This window comes from Cyclobacterium sp. 1_MG-2023 (assembly GCF_030546805.1).
GTDB lineage: Bacteria > Bacteroidota > Bacteroidia > Cytophagales > Cyclobacteriaceae > Cyclobacterium.
Genome location: NZ_JAUOPC010000001.1, coordinates 577,848 through 597,850, shown reverse-complemented (window position 1 = coordinate 597,850; position 20,003 = coordinate 577,848). Strand labels below are relative to the sequence as shown.

At 36.6% G+C, this 20,003-nt stretch carries 9 protein-coding genes; 8 read left to right on the top strand and 1 reads right to left on the bottom strand.

Annotated elements, in window-relative coordinates:
• Positions 1-32 precede the first annotated feature (32 nt).
• A complete protein-coding gene (locus Q4534_RS02200; RefSeq protein ID WP_303611532.1) occupies positions 33-3,593 on the top strand; it encodes an NB-ARC domain-containing protein in 3,561 nt (1,186 codons plus the stop codon).
• 264 nt (positions 3,594-3,857) lie between these two features.
• Positions 3,858-6,725: an NAD-binding protein gene (locus Q4534_RS02195; protein WP_303611531.1), complete on the top strand. Its 2,868-nt coding sequence runs from the start codon at positions 3,858-3,860 to the stop codon at positions 6,723-6,725.
• A gap of 132 nt (positions 6,726-6,857) precedes the next feature.
• Here the strand turns inward: Q4534_RS02195 and Q4534_RS02190 are convergent, their stop codons facing one another.
• On the bottom strand, positions 6,858-7,928 hold the full coding sequence (locus Q4534_RS02190) for an STING domain-containing protein (protein WP_303611530.1): 1,071 nt from the start codon (positions 7,926-7,928) through the stop codon (positions 6,858-6,860).
• 560 nt (positions 7,929-8,488) lie between these two features.
• On the opposite strand from Q4534_RS02190, the gene Q4534_RS02185 reads away from it, so the two are divergent.
• The 6 genes from Q4534_RS02185 to Q4534_RS02160 all read left to right on the top strand — a co-directional run bounded on the left by Q4534_RS02185 (position 8,489) and on the right by Q4534_RS02160 (position 19,812).
• Complete coding sequence (locus tag Q4534_RS02185; RefSeq protein ID WP_303611529.1) at positions 8,489-10,021, top strand: arylsulfatase; 1,533 nt, start codon at positions 8,489-8,491, stop codon at positions 10,019-10,021.
• Positions 10,022-10,211: 190 nt separating this feature from the next.
• On the top strand, positions 10,212-10,754 hold the full coding sequence (locus Q4534_RS02180) for a hypothetical protein (protein WP_303611528.1): 543 nt from the start codon (positions 10,212-10,214) through the stop codon (positions 10,752-10,754).
• Positions 10,755-10,963: 209 nt separating this feature from the next.
• Positions 10,964-12,508, top strand: a complete 1,545-nt coding sequence (locus Q4534_RS02175) for an SDR family NAD(P)-dependent oxidoreductase (protein WP_303611527.1) — start codon at positions 10,964-10,966, stop codon at positions 12,506-12,508.
• Positions 12,509-13,326: 818 nt separating this feature from the next.
• Positions 13,327-16,449, top strand: a complete 3,123-nt coding sequence (locus tag Q4534_RS02170) for a TonB-dependent receptor (protein WP_303611526.1) — start codon at positions 13,327-13,329, stop codon at positions 16,447-16,449.
• A gap of 46 nt (positions 16,450-16,495) precedes the next feature.
• Complete coding sequence (locus tag Q4534_RS02165; protein ID WP_303611525.1) at positions 16,496-18,211, top strand: RagB/SusD family nutrient uptake outer membrane protein; 1,716 nt, start codon at positions 16,496-16,498, stop codon at positions 18,209-18,211.
• A gap of 170 nt (positions 18,212-18,381) precedes the next feature.
• Entirely contained in the window at positions 18,382-19,812 is a 1,431-nt protein-coding gene (locus Q4534_RS02160; RefSeq protein ID WP_303611524.1) for a hypothetical protein, read from the top strand.
• Positions 19,813-20,003: the final 191 nt, after the last annotated feature.

Genomic DNA, 20,003 nt, shown 5'->3' with positions numbered 1-20,003 from the left:
AAATTAGTATTTAATGAATAAATTGAGGTTTTATGAAAAATGGATTTGATGTTTTTTTATCTCGGAAAACAGAAGACTTTCACCTATCTGATGAAATTTATCAATTTTTAACTGCTAAAGGGTTTGATGTTTTTGATTCTTCCTATTCTTTAGAACGTATAGGAGAAACAGAGTATGGGAAGGTAATTGATCAAACAATTCCTGTATCAAAAAACTTTATTTTAGTATTTAGTTCCATAAAAAATATTAATTCAGGTTGGGTTCAGCATGAATGGCAATTATTCTTAAACAACAAAAAAGAAAATGATAAGGTAGGAAATATAATTTTGGTGGTTACAGATGATGTTAAAATAGAAGAAATTCCTCCAGTGCTTAGAGTATACGAAGTTATTAAATTTTCCAATTTCAAAAATAGAATTCTCCATTATTTAATAAAAAACAAAAATGAAACCAATATCAAAACCATTGACGAAGAGTTTATTGGAAGGGAAAATAAAATTGATGAACTAAAGAAAATACTTATTAATGAGAAGAATCGATTAGTAACAATTATAGGTACAGGGGGATTTGGAAAAACGAGGCTTGCTTTAGAAATAGGTAAAGAGTTGAATCATAAATATTCAGGTGGTGTATGGTTTGTGAATTTGGTAGATGCAGAAACGGAAACTGGTGTAGCTAAATCAATTTATGATGCATTCAATCAAGAAATGACTAGTTCACAAGTATCCGCAAGAGAGGCAATACTTTTATTATTGGAGAAAAGAGAAAACGTCTTGCTTATCCTTGATAATTTTGAACAAATAGTAGACGAATGTTCTGAGACCATAGACTTTATGTTGTCAAATTTGTCAACCGTACAAATTTTGGTTACCTCAACCAGAGATTTGAAATTATCTTATGCAAATTTAGTTGAAATTGAACCACTTGATACTATTGATACTACTATAGTAGACCTATCGGAACTTAAAAATAATGAAAGTATCCAACTCTTTTTAAATAGATCCTTAAAGAAAAATAGAGAATTTGATAAAAATATTGAGGATCTAATAGTAATTAATAAAATATGTAATGAGCTCCAAGGAATACCATTAGGAATAGAATTAGCAGCAAGTAGAACAGATTTACTGAATATAGAAGAGATTTATGAAGGGATTAAAAGCAATAATTATCAGAATTTAGAAGATTACTCACATGATAGACAAAAGAAGCATCACAGCCTATATTCTGTTGTCAATTGGAGCTATAATTTGCTATCTGAAAATGAAAAGGATTTGTTTATCCAACTTGCCATATTTAAAACCAGTTTTACTGCGGAATTGGCAAAGAAAATTGTTATAATAGAAAATACAACTTATAGTCTAAATTTCACTAAAACTCTTGATACTTTAGTTAAAAGTAGTCTTTTAAAAGCCAATGTTAATAGTAAACCTACTAGGTTTAGTTATCCCATAACCGTATATAATTTTGGGAATAAGGTGCTATATGAATCTAAAAATGCGGTCTATATTTCAGATCTTATTGAACGGTATGGGGATACCTATATTTCATTTTTGATTATTGAAAATCAAAAGTCAAAAAATATATTAACGAGCAAGTCATTAAAAAGAATGCATGCTGAACTTGAAAATATTTTTAGCATTCAAGAACTATTAATTAAAAATAAATCCTTTAAAAAAGCTGCGGAAATAATTTCGTTTTTTGCTGATGTATTGTCCATAAAGGGACCTGAGCTTATAAGAATTGATAAACTTAAATATTCTTATGACAATATAATTGAAAAAAACAATGATTATAGTTGTCGCTTGGCTATTGAGTTGTCTAAGGCTTACCAAAGTAGGGGCCAATATGACGAGGGGGATAGATTTGGCGAAATATCTGTTTCAATAGCACGGATAATTGACGATAAAAGTTTATTGGCCCATGCTCTCTTACAGCTGGGCAAGATGAAGAGTTTGAGGGGTTATAAATACCTAGCTTTAGTTTATATTGAAGAATCATTTTCTTTGTATAAGGATTTAGATGATTCTAAATATATAGCGATTACACTAATAATTATTGGAAGCATTAAAGAAAGACTTGGTTTCTTTGATGAGTCTTTAGAAAGGTTTAAGCTTGCAGAAGAGATTGCAGATGATAATGCTGATACGATCCAAAAGGAAGACATATTTTACAGGAAAAGTTTGGCCTATTGGCATCATGGCAAAGCAAAAGAAGGGCTTGAATTAATGTCTATAGCGCAAGATTTAGCTGAGGAGATAGGGGATGAATTTATGAAACCCGGACATTTAACCACTAAGGGCTTAATTTTATCCGACTTGGGACAATATGACGAAGCTATAGAATCTTTTAAAATTGCAGGTGAAATACACAATAAAAGAGGAACTGTACACTGGGATGCTGTAAATAATGGAGGTTGGGGGAGAACGCTTATGATGATGAAAAATGGAAAGGAGAATATTGTTGAATCCATTCAATTTTTAGAAAAAGCTGAAAAAGTATCTAGGAAAATCTTCTACCCGGAAAATATTGCTTTTCATTCAGGAGACCTCGGAAGGGCCTACTTATTAAATGGAAATATAGAAAAGGCTTTTGCAAAAACAAATGATGCCATTTCTATCGAGCGTGCAATAGGTTCGACCAATGAACACCGACATTTTTGTAATTTGATTGTTATGGCCCAAATCGCTAAAGAGCTATCTAAGGATGACCTACTTTGGGAATCCATTGTTATTGCCCAAAGGTTAACGATTAAATTGGGAATTAACGAAACCTATGAAATTGAGAAGGTTAGAAAGGATTTTGTTTCTTTAATTTTTCTTATTAAGCACTGGGAATCAAAATTCAATACCAAAGCCGAGGTGTTGGACGATCATAGAATAGGTGTGGTTGTTAAGCCTCCTATTTTAATTTCTAAAATAAAATTAAGTTCCCAAACTTGTATTAACTTATTGAATAAAATTCAGTTTTCTTTACGTGAAATGATGTTTGAATACCCATGGGCCTCTATTGAAAACTTTACTGCTGGTAAAGGTCAAACTTCCATTAAACTTTTCAGTTATGGGAGTATTCATAATATGTTTTCAGATATTCCTTCTGATAATGCTAAGTCCATTTATCCATATAAAACAGCCATTGGTTTTGGAATAAGAAGGCTACTAAATTATAATATTCCGGATGAGATATTATATCGACCTATATACCAACCCTTGACTGGTCCTAATGCCAGAGGACTATTCAATGTCAAATTTACAGGTTCTATATCAGATACAGTTAACGGTATTTTGTTTGATATTGATATTTCCGATATCGCCAAATTAAGGAAACGAGAAGTTGGGTATGATTTGATACCGATAATTTGTTTGGATTGGAATGATCATGAAAAAGACCCTGTTTTGGCTTATACTTTAACTTGTCCGGAAAGAATGTATAAAGGAAAAAGCTTAACAGGTTCTGAATTGTCCCCTCATCCAAAATATTATAGAATTTGCAGAGATGGAGCTGCCAAAATTTCTAATGAATTTCTTGATTATTTTCTGGAAAGCTCCTACTTGTCAGATAATAAAACTTTAGTAAAAAATTGGGAGATTTTATAATTCGGCTTCCGAGTCTTGAGGTCTATAAATTAGTTTTATTAATGTTTAAGGACTCAAAAAAAAGTAGTGTTAGGCCTAATTTTTTTATAAATGAGAGGTGTAGGTGGAAAAAAATAAAATATAAATCATTAAATTAATTATAGGAAAGATTTTAGCAAGGATTATAGGTTTTATTCATTCTATAATCAAATAGCTGAAGGCATTGCCCTGTGGATTTAATACTAATAGTTATACGAATTCAATGAAAACTTATTGTCATAACAAATGAATCAAATATCGTCTAGGGAATTCAAACATTTGTTGAAAAGTAAAACTGTTATCGGCCATTCCGGCCATCAAGACCTTTTGATTAAGGACTATAATACGATCCAAGAAAAAGTCCGGAGCAAATTGGAAGAAATTGTAAATGGAAATCCGAAAAAATTTGTTCTTATTACCGGTTTTGCAGAGCGTGCGGATGAGGTGGTTGCCAAAGAAGCCGCCATTTTGGGGATTTTAGTAGTCTTACTGCTTATTGACGAAGATATTTTTCCCACTTTTGGGCAGGGTGATTTAGATCGAGCAAAGGGGTTAAAGAGTAAAGGAGGTTATTATACCTTTAAATTAATGCCCTCCAAATCGCTCGAAGATCAAACCCCTTACGAAATTCTTGAAGAAATATTGGTTAAACACGCCACTCATTTAATGACTTTATGGGATGGGATAGACACCGGTAAGCCAGGAGGTACCTGGCAGGTAGTAGCTAATTTTAGAAATAAACCATCCCCCAGAGGTTATTTTTGGAGAAGAAAAGTGCAATACACCCTTCATCATTTATATACTCCCCGTGAAAAGAATACGATCCCATCTGCCCAATCGTATTTAAACCAGCCCATTTTACCTAGAAGCAAATATGGTTGGGAAACAATTGTAATTACCACCCATTCTAAAAATATTGTCCTAAATAAAATTAGATCCATTTTCAGGTTTATTAAAAATGTAATTCCTGTGTCAACAGGTATATTCTTGCGGTTTTTACTTCCTTTAATATTGGTGAGTTGTGTACTTGTCTTGGGAGTTATAGGACATTACGGGCTTAAAGAAAAAACGTGGTCTGAGCTTTTAAATAGTGTATTTTTTTCGGCAAATTTGATCACCTTAGATGGATCTGTCTTCGATAATCCTTATAACTGGCAAGTTGAAGTTGCTAGGATATTGGGTGGGGGTTTTACAGTTGTTGTTTTTTTTATTGCCCTATATTTTGCCTCAGGGAAAGAGGTTTTTTACCGGTTTTTGTTTTTCAAGTATAGAGCCTGGAACCGGTTTAAAGGGATGATTTCAAACTTCCTTTCATGGGTTTCTTTCAGGAGATTACGTCCCACATGGACTAATAATTTTGCCGCTGTAATAGGTCTCAATGAAATGGCATATGATATTTTAAAAGACCTAAGAAACCCTTCAACGAAAGATAAAAAAGGAGTTAAAGTTGTGGTTTTAAATCCGGACCCTACATCAACCCTTGTGGAGCTAGCCAGAAATGAGGGGGCATGGATAATTAATGGTATACCTACAAGTTCTACATCTCTAAAGAAAACCTATTTTCAAAATGCATCACAAGTATTTGTAGTGACTAATTCCGAGGAAGAAAACGTTCGGTGCGTAATGGAAATGGACCAAATGATTTCAAGTGTCAAAAAACATAAAAATGAGGATTGGTTTGTCCATATTCAAGATAGAAAGCTTAAGCAATTACTGCAACAGTCTATTAGTGGACGTACCAACTATGCACTCACGGTATTCAGTCATGCTGACAATACTGCTCGCCGCATGATGGCAGGGTTTCCTGAGTTAAGAGGAACTCCTCTTAGTTGCTCCATAATCATCGTTGGGTTTGGTTCACTTGGGAGGTCCCTTGTTTTAAAATCAATACAACAATTGGTCTTTTCAAAATTCCCCTTGCCCAGAATCTTGGTTTTTTATCCGGAATCAGATGCCAAGGCTGTTGAGTATTTTAAAAAAGAATATCCATACCTGTTTAATGAAAGCGAAAAAGAAACGGATACAATTTTTAATAGCGTTACAGACTGGACATTTTATGGAAAACAGGATGAGTGTAAGACAAGCGACCGGATACTTTTTTATCCTTTACCATTGATTCCCCAACAAATTACCCATCCCCAAGGCCCTTTGATTCAAAACTTAAATCACTATAAGAAGTTAAAGTTTTTCGCATGCCTTCATTCTGGCTTGGAAAGTGCTTCCATTTTAACCTCGGTATTACCCGGCTTGGAACGAATAAAACTCGAAAACCCAACTTATGATTTACAGGCCTATTGCTTTTATAATTTTCCGGATGCGCAAGAAGAGGTTTATTTAGAACAAAAACTTAATGCGCAGGCCCCGCATATGCCTGTAAAATGCTTTGGTAATTATCTACATGAATTTTCCTGTAAGGCAATCCAAAATAAGGAAGCAGACCATTTGGCCAAACAAATAGCCTTATGGTACTACCTCCTATATGATTTTGGGAAACGATCTGTAAGGACCTCTCTTGAGGTAGAAAAATGGTTTGCAAAATTGATATCAAAAATAAGCGCATTGAAAAGAGGGTATGCTTCCAATAAGGAAGCACTTCCATATGACGATGAATTAAAACTCAAAATTGAGGGATTAAAAGATCTGTGGTTTCAAGCTTTAACTGACAGTTTTGTTTTGGAGGGAATGGGGAATATGATGCGTTACTGTTGGAAAAGCCTGTCTGAAACAGATCGGGAGGGGAACAGACAGGCAGCTGATCACCTTTGGATAAAGGTAACAGCATACGATAAGAAGTGGGTACTATCGGATCAAGTTCCGGAAAAGGAAAATTTTGAAAATTTTTGGACCAAAGGGGAGGTTGAAGTGCTGGGAGTGGTGGAACACCGTAGGTGGAACACCATGAAAATTCTGCATGGCTGGAGACCAATTGTAGGAACAGATTGGAAAACTTACAAGGAGACCTACAAAGCACAGAAGCTTCATAACCTATTGCTTAGCTTTAAGGATTTACCTGAAAATGAACAAATGAAAGATTTTCACCAGATAGAGGGGATTCCTTATTTTATTGCATTGATGAATTTAAATCAGTATGGAAAACAAATCACAATGAAGTAGCCAGTATTTAGGACTAAGGTGTAAGATTTGGATAAAAAGGAGTTTAGGTAAAGTAGATTTATCCGGTATAGGTAGAATAAAGCAAAAAATAGTGGTTTTAGCTTGATAGGATGGAGCTAGTATATGATGCACCTACTTTAATCGATCCACCAACCCTTCCACCGATACAAACTCTAATAACCCTTCCTTAACCCGTTCCGAATCATTTCTTATATGATATTTGATTATGGATTCGATTTTTCCTAATAACTTTTCAGCAGCTTCATTAAGAAGGGATATCCTTAGTTGGCCATCTTGTTGGTTGGGGTCTTGATGTATTCGTTTCCGGAGACTGAGTAACCGTGGAGAACGCTTTAATGGGTAAATGGTACGGGGAATATCGATTACAGTACCATTAATATGATCAAACCAAATTCCACCGTCTTTATCGGAAAGGATAGGGGCTAACTTTTCGAATTCCAATTCAAAACCGGCAGCTTTAAGCTTCTCCTTCATCGTGCTTACATCTTCTTCATAAGTGTTAAAGACGCTTATGGGCCTAACTACAATAAGCCTTTTTATCTTATCAGGGTAATGGGAGATAAAACCACCATCTTTTAGAATTCTCCTTACAAAATTCATATAATACCCGGTAGCCAATCCGACTGCAGCTGAAATGTCTACAACGGGCAAGCCCTCGTAAAAGCGAGAAATAATATTTTCTGTAAAGGAATAAGGAGAATTGTCCGAGAGAAAGTTTTCTAGAGGTTGATGCAGGCTTTTAATAAGTTCTTCCTTCTCAAAAGCTTTGACTACATAGCAACGAATACCTTTTAAATAAAAAGGGATTTCTATTTCATCTTGAACTAAAATCAAGTAAGGTAAACCCAGGGAATGCACAAGTCCAAGCTCATAAAACACATTGGGGGATGGGTTTGTCTCTCCTTCTCGAGGAGTAATATTAAATACGACCAGATCTGCCGTGTCAAGTTTGGAAAAAACATCACGTTCTATGCTGGCCCCCCTCCATTCTTCCGGAAAGGTAATGGATACATTATCCTCCGGCACTCCATATTTATCTAAATATCCCCTGCAATTTTTATCTTGGAGAATTTCTTTTAAAGCATTTCGGATCTGAATACTGCTGTCGTTTTCCTCACCCCTCATTGGACCTAAAATGACAATCTCCAGCCTTTGGTCAGCAAAATAAGCGGTTTTAAACATATTGTCTATTTTTAATGATTCTTCCTATAGGGTATCAATTAATCATTCTTTTTTTTCTTCTTATACTTTTTATCAAATTATATATTATTTTTTATAGAGAAAAGTTTCTACTATTATTTAATTAACATTCTTTCATATAGAAGTTATTTAGTACCTGTATAGACCCTTTATCTTACTGTTATTGAGTGATGGGGTGATGGAGTGAGCGGGTGATGTGGTGATCAGTAATGTGGTGAAGGGGATGGGGCAGAACATTTGGATTCAATAACCTTTGGCTTCGAAGGACTTAGTTGGCATTGTGAGGCTTCGGTAAATTCAAGGACCTTTACCTTTTAGAAGTACATGATTTGCTATGTGATAATTGAAATTTATACGCTCAAATCCACCACCAATTAACCATTCCCGCATTAATAATTATCCATTTCCACATTAACGATTAATAATTAACCTTTCTCACATTAATAATTAACTAATCTATATATTACGGTAATCAAGCAAAATGCACCTGTTTTTCGCATCTTATTGCTATTATTGTAAACAAATCACTAATAGTAATCACCATGAAAAACACTTTCCTGTTAAATACATTTTTATACTTTGGACTTTTCCTATTAATTTTTAGTTGTAAACCGGAAAATGAGGAGGAACCAATACCACCCAATATCATTTTGGTGATGACAGATGATCAAGGGTATGGAGACATTTCGGCCCATGGAAGCCCTGATGTATCTACACCAAATATGGACAAGTTGAAAACTCAGAGTATCAGTTTGGAAGATTTTCAAGTTAGTCCCACCTGTGCACCTACCAGATCTGCTCTTATGAGTGGACGACATCCTTTTAAGAATGGAATTACTCACACCATTTTGGAAAGAGAAAGAATGGCACTGGGTTTAACTACTTTGCCTCAGGTGTTAAAAAGGGGAGGTTATACGAGTGGAATTTTCGGTAAATGGCATTTGGGAGATGAACAGGAGTATCAACCCGACAGTCGTGGATTTGATGAGGTGTTTATTCATGGAGCCGGCGGGATTGGCCAGGCTTATGCAGGATCCTGTGCCGATGTACCAGATAATGGTTATTTTGATCCGGTTGTCAAACATAACGGTACTTTTGTAAAGACAGCGGGTTTTTGCACGGATGTATTCTTTACTCAAGCCTTGTCTTGGATCCAGCAAAAATCTTCTGCCAAGGAACCATTTTTTGCCTATATCACCACAAATGCGCCACATGGGCCTTTTATTGCTCCTGAAAAATACAAGAAAAAATTCATTGATCAAGGCTATCCGGAAGATGCCCAGGGTTTTTATGGAATGATTGAAAACGTAGATGATAATTTAGGGGTATTGATGGATAAGTTGGATGCTTGGGGTATTGCTGAAAATACTATTTTGATATTTATGACAGACAATGGCAAGACTTATGGCGGTTACAATACAGTACATGGAGAGACTTATAATGCTGGAATGAGAGGTTTTAAAGGAAGCGTCTATGAAGGGGGAACAAGGGTGCCTTTTTTTATAAGATGGCCAAATGTATTTAGGCAAGGTAATGAAGTAGATGTGATGCTTAACCACTACGATCTATTGCCTACTTTTGCAGAGATTGCCAATATTGACATCTCTGATATCCCTGACTTGGATGGCAAAAGCTTTTATTCCAATTTAATAAATGACAGTATACCATCTGAAGATAGGTTTCGATTTTTTCATGGAGGTAGATGGCCCTTAAATCCCAACAATATTTCCGGCCAAGATGGAACTGACAGGTGGGTAGGGACTGAAGAAACATCCAATCCGGATAATTCAAAATACAAAAAATTTGCAGTAAGAAACAAACGGTATCGATTTGTAAACAACAATGAACTGTATGACCTATCACAAGACCCGGGAGAAAAAAATAATATAGCCGAGGAGCAGCCTGAACTGATAGCAGAGATGAGAGCTGCCTATGAGGCTTGGTGGTCTGATGTCAGACCGCTGATGGTAAATGAAAATGCCCCATTGGCCAAAGAAAAGCCTTTTTGGGTAGAATATCAGAAGCAAGTGGAAACAACTGGGATTAAAGATTGGGTAAAACCTGATATGGAATGAATTACCATGCAAAAACCTTAAAGCTACAATGGGAGAATTTCCTTCTGTTGTAGCTTATTTACTTAAGTAAGGAATTCTGAGAATAAAATTTTATCTTTATAGGTAGCTTGGAAGTTTTTTATATAGCTACCAAAAATTAATTTTCTTTGACTACTTTTTTATCAAACATTAAACAACTTTTAACCATACAATGAAAATCGGAAAGCAATTCAACCAATTAAGTAAAGAGGAATACCTTCTCTATATTGACAACTACTCAGCTTATTCAGACTTTAATACTTTGGGCTTGTACCGTTCAATTTGTGAAAATGAAGGACTTGAATTAAATGAGCGAATAGAAGTTCGAGATTATGCCAATAGGGTTTTTGAAAAGACTTTTAATTTTTATCAATTAAAAGACCCTAAAACTTATTTTGATCTAATTACGCTAGGGGTAGAACTAACAGTAGCTGATGAAAGACAAATTTGGTCTGATATTCGTTTCAATCAAGAAAAAATACTAACAGATAAAAAAATTAAGCATAGAAATTTTGGAGCTTATTCTAAACACGATTGTGGCTACGACCACTGCCCTTATAACGGTTTGATGATCAAGCAGGGATCAAGTTTATCGGAAGCAAGTATGCATTTTAAATCTGATAAAAATAAAGCTTCGGCTAAAAAGAAATCCCAACGGAATAAGAAACTAAGAAAAAATAAGCATCAAATTTTTAGAGATGAATTCGAAGGATAAGGGGAGGTATTTATAATTGGCCAATTTTTTTTAGTGTTGGGTTCAATACTGATCAATTTCCCCTCGTTTATTGAAAATCTCGCTTGCACATTTACTATGGGCAGTAAAATGGTATTTCCAATAGGTATCATAGAAAAGGGTGTACCTTTGTTTCTTGGAATGAAACAAGCAAAAATGCTACCTATTCCTCTCAAGTATCAAGCGCATTAATGGAAACCAAGAAAGACAATGGTCAGCTAGGCAAAGATCAGATTGATCAATGCATTGCAATTTTAGAAATATTAAATAATGATACGGACCAGATATTCAATATTCCTTTGGATCGTAGAATTGAATTAATTACCCAAGCAGGCCGACTCTCAAGACCTCAAAAAGAGGAGCTGATTAAGCGAAAGAAAAACGCAAAGAAAAAGGTCAAGAAAGAAAGGGCATTCCATGACAAGCTTGCACGTAATCAAACAGGTATCCGTAGTGCCAGAGAATCCCTAGTCTTTGAAGCTCCAAAAATGGTAGCAAACAAAGCAGAAGAAAAAAGGAGCAATAGCACTTCAGTCGCTCCTCGAGAATGTTATGTTTGTAAGGAGGTATTTACCTCCCTTCACCATTTCTATGATACCATGTGCACCGCCTGTGGGGATTTTAATTATGCCAAGCGTTTTCAAACCGCAGATCTCACCGGTCAGGTGGCCTTGGTGACAGGAGCGAGGCTTAAAATTGGTTATCATATATGCCTGATGATGTTGCGTGCCGGTGCCACCGTCATTGCCACGACAAGATTTCCGATAGATGCTGCTACTCGTTTTTCCAAGGAGGATGATTTTTTAATATGGGAATCGCGTCTTAAAATTCACGGGTTGGATTTGAGGCATATTCCAAGTGTAGAACTATTCTGTAATTTCATTATCTCTCAATATTCTAGCCTGGATGTATTGGTCAATAATGCAGCTCAGACAGTGAGACGTCCCGCGGGATTTTATAAACATTTATTGAAAAAAGAAGAATTGGATAATATCCATTTGCCTGCATTAGTAAAAAATATGCTTTCAGATCATAGGGCATGCTTAAAGGAGTTGAACGCTTTTAATAACAATGAAGAAGCGAATAGAAATTTACCGGTTGCTTGGAAAGGAGATCAATTGGGTATTGGCTTAAGCGCTTCGGCTAAATTATCTCAGATCCCTTATACAATAGATCATGCCTTGGAGCCTGATGCTGTTTTTCCTACCGGGAAGATGGATGCTGACCTTCAACAAGTTGACTTAAGGAAAACAAACAGTTGGCGATTAAAACTTGGAGAGATCCCTACCAATGAAATGTTGGAGGTTCAACTTGTCAATTCCATTGCCCCCTTTGTGCTCAATAACCGCTTGATTCATTTGATGAAAAAAGAAAATACCGGTCAAAAACACATCATCAACGTTTCTGCCATGGAAGGTAAATTCCATAAATATCACAAAGAGTCTCGTCATCCGCATACCAATATGGCCAAAGCGGCACTGAATATGATGACCCTAACTTCTGCAGCAGAATTTGCCAAGTTTGGTATCTATACCAATGCCGTAGATACCGGATGGGTTACTGATGAGGATCCGATTGAATTGGCAAGGAAAAAGGAAGAAATTCATGATTTCCAGCCCCCACTGGACATTGTAGATGGCGCAGCCCGGGTTTTAGATCCCTTATTCGATGGAATCAATGTGGGTAAACACTGGTGTGGCAAATTTTTAAAAGATTATCGACCAACTAGCTGGTAATAAATTGAACAAACGTACTAGATTTTTTACATAAGTTGTTTTTTAATAAATATTGGAAGAGAATTATTTTTTATGAAATCCGGCAAGGAAGTCCCTACTGAAAAATAGCTGTTAGGGTTGGTTTATTCCGGATGGTGTACTAGTGTGTCTATTGAATGGTTTGAGTTTAAGAGTCTATAAATCGGTTTATTCATGTTAAATTTTTTGTTCGATTGATGAACTTTGTATTTCAATGGTCGGGGTATCAAAGAATTAGCTTATCGAAACCAATTTGAATTCCAAGAGATTAAGTCTTGGTATTTGACTTTTTTGATGTATTCAATGTTACTCGAGCATCAAATAAAAATAGGTCTAATCATCCCATTAAAGTGAATAAAATACTTTTAAAAATATAATACTCGTATTTAATGGCTACCATATACCAAACCATTATATCGGATTTCTGTCATTATATTTTATTTGAAGGGTGTTTTTTAATTTTGTTAATCTGCCATTCATGTAAAATTAATATTGTAAATAGTATTAATAAATAGGCTAATCAGACAAAAACATTTTAAATATCCGGAAACTAATTTTACACCTTATAAGTGATGCATTTATAAAGAGGGACTAAGACCCCCAAAATTCTATTTTATTTAATAAATTCAAATACTTCATTAGGGTTTCGTAAGTCTTTATTAGATACCATTTATCATAATAAAAATATAAGTTGCTTGCTATTGAGGTAAGTAATTAATAATTTTCATAACTTAATGAATTGAAGTATTAAATATGTTAAATTATGATTAATGAAATTTGTCGTACTAAAACCCTAAAAGATGAATAGACCACTACATGAGACTTTGAACGCAAAAGTTGGGATCTTAATCCTCGCTTTTTCCTTTCATTTGATGTCTTCGGCCTATGGCATAGGAAAAATGCTGGCGCCGGACATGAAGAATGAAACTTCTAAGAAGGTTGAAAATAATCGCTTTTCAACTAATGCAAATGTTTTTGCGGACATTACCGTTAGCGGTACCGTTACGGATGTTACTGGAGAATCCATTCCGGGTGTTACCGTGTTTGTTCCGGGGACAACCACCGGGACAGCAACTGATTTGATGGGGAAATACACCATTACTGTACCGGAGGGATCAACTTTATCTTTTTCCTATATTGGGTACGTTACCCAAAATATTGAAGTAGGAAATATAACGGTATTGGATGTTGTTCTGGAAGAGGATGTGACTTCCATGGATGAGGTCTTGGTCATAGGGTATGGAACGGCAAAGAAGAGTGATTTGACAGGGTCTGTTGCTCGAATTAATATGGAAGATAAATCCAATCAAGCCAACGTAAACTTATTTCAGGCATTAATTGGAGCTTCAGCCGGTGTTAATCTTGAAGGAAGAGGCGGTGCTTCCAGTGAACCGGATATTTCCATTAGAGGTAAGACCTCCCTTTCTGCTTCTGATGGTCCGTTGATCGTTTTAGATGGAGTAATTTACAATGGAAGTATTTCTAACATTAACGTAAATGATGTTGAATCGATAGATATACTCAAGGATGCCAGTGCTGCTGCCGTATATGGTTCAAGGTCTGCAAATGGTGTTTTACTGATCACTACAAAAAAAGGAAAGACTGAAAAACCTATCATTTCTTTTGGGATGTACACTGGTTTTCAGGACATGACAAACAACCCTATGCGGGTAATGAATGCTGATGAATTTGCGAATCGTTTGGTAGACTGGGATCACCAAAGCAAAGTTTATGCCTGGTACAAAACCAACCCTAGCAGTGCAGAAGGTAGACCTCAAAGGCCTGATTTAAGCAACCCGGAAATAGTAGGATCCTATCTAAAAACCTATGAAGAGCAACAAAACTACCTGGCAGGAAATGAAATAAACTGGGTGGACCAAGTCTTGCAAAAGGCCCCCATGCAAAATTACATCCTGAGCCTTCAAGGGATGACGGATCGCTCTACTTATTACGTCTCAGGTTCCTTTACCGATGTGGAAGGTATACAGATCAATGACAAGTTCAAAAGGATTACTCTGCGTAGTAATGTAGAAAGTGAAATTACCGATTGGTTGACTTTTGGATTAAATGCAAGTTACAGTACTAGGGATAATTCAGGGATTCCAACCAGCCTTGGGAATGCAAGGGTAGCGAGTCCTTTGGTAAACAATTACATTGGGGAACCCAATTATGATATTTACTTGGGAGGCGAGTTGTTTCAACCCTATCCGCTAGTCTACCAATACATTGACAATTCAGATATAACCAATGAGTTATTTGCTGTTGGAAGGCTAAAGGTTTCTGTTCCATGGATAGAAGGTCTTAATTATGAATTCAATTATTCCCATGTTTATTCCAATAGAAACAACAATACTTTCCATTCCAGTTCAACCCCTTCCGGAGTTAATAACAGGGGATTAGCGATTAAAAACCCTTCGGAATCGAGAGATTGGAACCTTAATAATATTATCAACTATTCCAGAACCTTTGGAGATCATCAAGTCAATGGAACATTCCTGTTCAGTAGGGAAGGTAGGACAGGCAATGCCTCAACGCTCTCTGCTTCAGGTTTTGAAAATGAAATTCTTGGGTATAATAATATTGGTTTGGCAGAAGTTGTCACAGGTAGCTCTTCAGCTTACGAAGAAAATAGCCTTTCCTATATGGCCCGTGTCAATTATAGTTTTCTATCCAAATACATGTTTACTGGTACTGTCCGACGAGATGGGTTTTCAGGATTTGGTGCAGGAAATAAATGGGCAACTTTCCCTTCAGCCTCTTTGGCTTGGGTGCTTTCAGATGAGTCTTTTCTCAAAGATTCTGATGTATACCTTAAGTTGAGGACATCTTATGGGAAAAATGGTAATCAGGGAATTGGTAGGTATTCAAGTTTGTCCAGAATGGGAACACGTTATTATGTTTATGGACAATCTACTGCTATTGGACTCTACCCAAGTAATCTTGGAAATGTTAACTTGGCTTGGGAAACCACTACCTCTTACAATCTAGGCTTAGACTTTGGCTTTTGGCAAAATAGAATTACCGGTACAGTCAATGCTTATACAGCAAATACTACAGATGTGTTGGTTTTAAGACAACTCCCAAGAGCATCAGGTTATGCCAATATCTGGACAAATATTGGTGGCTTGAAAAACAAAGGAATTGAATTTGATTTGAGGTCGATTAATATGGATGGGCCACTTAGGTGGGAAACCAATTTCACCTTTGCACTCAATAGAGATGAAATCACCAAATTGTATGGGGGAGAAGACGATAATGATATTGGTAATGGTTGGTTTGTAGGTGAATCTCTCAGTGCGATTTATGATTATGAAATGGCAGGAGGAGTCTGGACTGAGGAAGAGTTCTTTAGTGGCAATACCCTGGATGGATGGTACCCTGGCCAGTTTAGGTATGTGGATCAAAATGGCGATGGAGAAATAGAGCCTACGAATGATAGGAAGGTTGTTGGTTATGAATCTCCAAGCTATAGGTTTAGCCTTAACAATAGTTTTACTTATAATAATTTTACCCTTTCCATATTTATCAATTCAATTCAAGGGGGTAAAAATTATTATCAAGCTAACAACGCTGACATCATAAATCCCCTCTTTTATTTTCCTGATAGAAGAAACAATTCAGCGGTAAACCCCTATTGGACCCCGGAAAACCCCACCACCAATACAACAGGTATTTACAATGTGCCGCTACGTCAAAGTGGAATTTATCAAAGCAGAAGTTTTGTAAGGTTACAGGATATCTCACTTGGCTACACCTTCAACAAAAGCTTTTTGGATAAATTAAAACTACAATCTGCTCAGATTTATGTTTCAAGTAAAAATCCATATGTATGGACACAATGGCAAGGTTGGGATCCGGAAACAGGTGTTAGTGATACGCCACTTATGAGGAATTTCATTCTAGGTTTGAACCTAAGCTTATAAGCGTTCAACTTATTTAATTAAGTAAAACCTGATAAATATAAAAACGATGAACATAAATATAAAAATTCTTGCAGTAAAATCTTTGCTGATGGCTGCAGTTGCGCTGTTTATATTTCCGTCTTGTAATGATGATATTCTGGACGAAAAACCACTGGATTTTCTTTCACCGGACAATGCATACTTAACTGAAGCAGGTGCCTTGCAAGGTATAACTGCTATTCACGACCGTGTTCGGGTTGCCTATTATTCATTTGGTGAATTTGGGGTGATGAATTGGGCTACACATGGCTCAGATATTGGTTACAATGGTGAAACCCCCGGCCCTGGAGGTTCTTATTTGAACTCCTATACTGACATGACTCCTGTTTGGAGAAATGTGATTGCAACATGGAATGTTGGTTTTGAAATTATCCAATGGGCAAATGTTTTGATTGATAGGGTGGAAAGCGCCGATCCTGAAGTGTTTGCAGAGGGTGAAGCCGGTAAAAACAAGTACATTGCAGAAGCCCGCTTTTTTAGGGGCTTTGCCTACAGATACTTGGTTTCCACTTATGGAGATATTCCACTTTTGACAGAGCCTATCAATTCTGCTAAAGCGGATTTTATTAGAAACCCGGTAGCAGACATTCATAACTTGATGGTTGAAGATTTTCAATATGCCGCCAATAATTTACCTAAACCGGGTGAAGAAGATGCTCCTGGAAGAATTACCCAAGGACCTGCTTGGCATTATCTGGCAGAAACCTACCTTGAACAGGATGATTTTGAAAATGCCGTAGAAGCAGCTTCAAATGTTATTGAAGATTATGATTACGATTTGATGTTAAGCCGTTTTGGAACAAAGCTTGGCAACGATGTATGGGGCTCCGGAGATGTGTTTTTTGACCTTTTTGGTTTTGGAAATCATAATCTTCCGGAAAATAAGGAAGCCATGTGGGTCATTCAAGTGGAGCCTTTTATAATCGGCGGAGGACAAATAGCAAGTGCCTATATTTTTGGACCACGTTATTTTGATATCGGGCTTACACCTGATGGAAAAAAAGGTTTTCAAGGTGAACTGTATAATGGCTTGTATACGGGGTATTCCGATAGTCTTGGTCGGCCAACTGCAAATGGGAGAGGAACCAGTCTGGTTTATTATGGAGTATGGCAGGACAATTGGGACATTGATATCAGGAATGCTGAACATAATTTAAAACGCAATTTTTATTATGATAATCCTGAGTCAGCTTTCGACAAACAAAAAATCGACTTCAGCCTTTATGATCCACCAAGACCTGACCCAATAGCGGATTCTACTAAAATTATTTTCCCTATCCATACTAAATTTACTGATCCTTTAAATTATTTCTTGCAGCCTAACCGCTCAGGAGGAGGGATTACGCACAAAGATTGGTATGCATTGCGTTTTGCTGAAACCTTGCTAATTCGAGCCGAGGCAAATTTAGAGTTGGGCAATAATGCCTTGGCAGCAGCAGATGTGAACAGAATAAGAGAACGTGCCAATGCAACTCCTGTCTCTGCATCCGATATTGATATGGATTTCTTGTTGGATGAACGTGTAAGAGAATTGTACGGAGAAGAATGGAGGCTATTAATATTGAGACGTACCGGTAAACTTTTAGAAAGGGTTCGTAAATACAACGATAATCCTCTTGTTCCTGGAGCAGCTATTGAGGAACATAATTTCCGTTGGCCGATACCTCAAGAACAAATTGATCTTAATGTGGATGCTGATTTTCCTCAAAACACAGGATATTAAGCAAGAATGAATATATTATTTGATTAGAAAAGGTGAAATGACCATTAATTCATACTTTAATTTTAAAGGAGAAACCTCTAGGTTTCTCCTTTTTTCCATGTAATTTTTACAGGATCTAGCTTGGGTAGTGAAATATTATTTGAAACAATGAATTATTAATTCTTAAAAATATGAAAGATATTAATTTGAATTTTGCAGTCTTACTTGTTGTCTTTTCCCTTATTTTCCATCAAATAACGATAGTGGAAGGAAAAGACAATGCTGAAAGCAGGGAAGAGTTCCAAGAAAGACAAGAAGAAGGGTTGCTTTTATCCACTTTTGATATAGATGTTACGCCACCGGTTGGAAGTCCATTGGCCTATGATGTTTCTATAAACAAATGGGATCTAGGTTTAAGGGCTAAAGGAATAGTGTTACAAGGAGCTGGATTACCTATAGTATTATGTTCCATAGATTGGCTTGCCATTGGTAATGAAGGCATGGATGAATTTAGAAGAGCATTGGCGGCAGCTGTTGGGTCTACTCCGGAGCGGATTTCAGTGAATGTTTTGCATCAGCACGATGCCCCAAGGTTTGATGCAGGAGCAGAGCAAATTCTTTTGGAAGCGGGGATAGATCCAGCATTAATTAACCCTACCTACTATGATGGTACATTTCCTCGTGAAGCGCTTCGACGTTTAACAGTGGCTGTTAAAAGCGCTTTATCGGCTCCACAACCTGTAACACATTTAGGTATTGGTAAAGCAATTGTTGATAGAGTAGCTTCAAATAGAAATATTTATGGGCATGATGGTAAAGTACGTGTTACGAGAATGTCTACTACTAAAGATCCTGATATACGTGCCGAACCTGAAGGGCTGATTGACCCTGAACTATCGCTTATTAGTTTTTGGAATGAAAACAATCCGGTCGCAATTTTAAGTTATTATGCTACCCACCCACAGAGTTATTACCGTACAGGTATTCCTAATCCTGATTTTGTTGGCGTAGCCAGATTTTTTCGTCAATTGGCTGTTCCTGATGCGCTACATGTACATTTTAATGGGGCAGGAGGAAATATTGCTGCAGGTAAATACAATGATGGATCCCATGAAAACAGACTTGTTTTTGCGCAACGTTTGGCAAATGGAATGGAAAAAGCTTGGGAGACTACAAAAAAAGAACCTATAACTGCTGCCAATATTTCGTGGTCAGTAGAAAAGGTGGCTTTGCCTCCGGCACTCTACTTGTTTAAAATACAAGAGGAGTTAAAATTAAGCAATGAGCTATTAAAGAAAAATAGTGGAATCGCCCGAAAAATGGCATGGTTGCGTAGGACACAGGCGGGTAAAACCATTGATATCAGTTGCCTAAGTCTTAATGATGCAAGAATTTTACATATGCCCGGAGAACTTTTTGTAGAATACCAACTTGCAGCCAAAGCAGCCCGCCCGGATTTATTTGTAACCATGGCCGCTTATGGAGATCTTGGTATGGGGTATATTGGAACCACATTGGCTTATGAAAAAGGAGGGTATGAGGTCAGTGAGCGGGCATCGAATGTTGCTCCTGAGGTAGAAGGGGTATTGATGAAGGCCATAAATGATTTATTAAAAGAATAATACGAAGCTCCTCTCTACTTCTCAATTTGAAGTTTATTAATGAACCTCTTTTAAGGATGGTATAGCAGCCTCTTTTGAGTAATAATTGCCAATGGTATTTTGCTTCTGGGGAACAGGCAATTTTAACCTTGGCAATTTTTTTTAGAATATTTTGCAGGTGGACTAAGGGTATTCCACTACTTGGTTGTCTT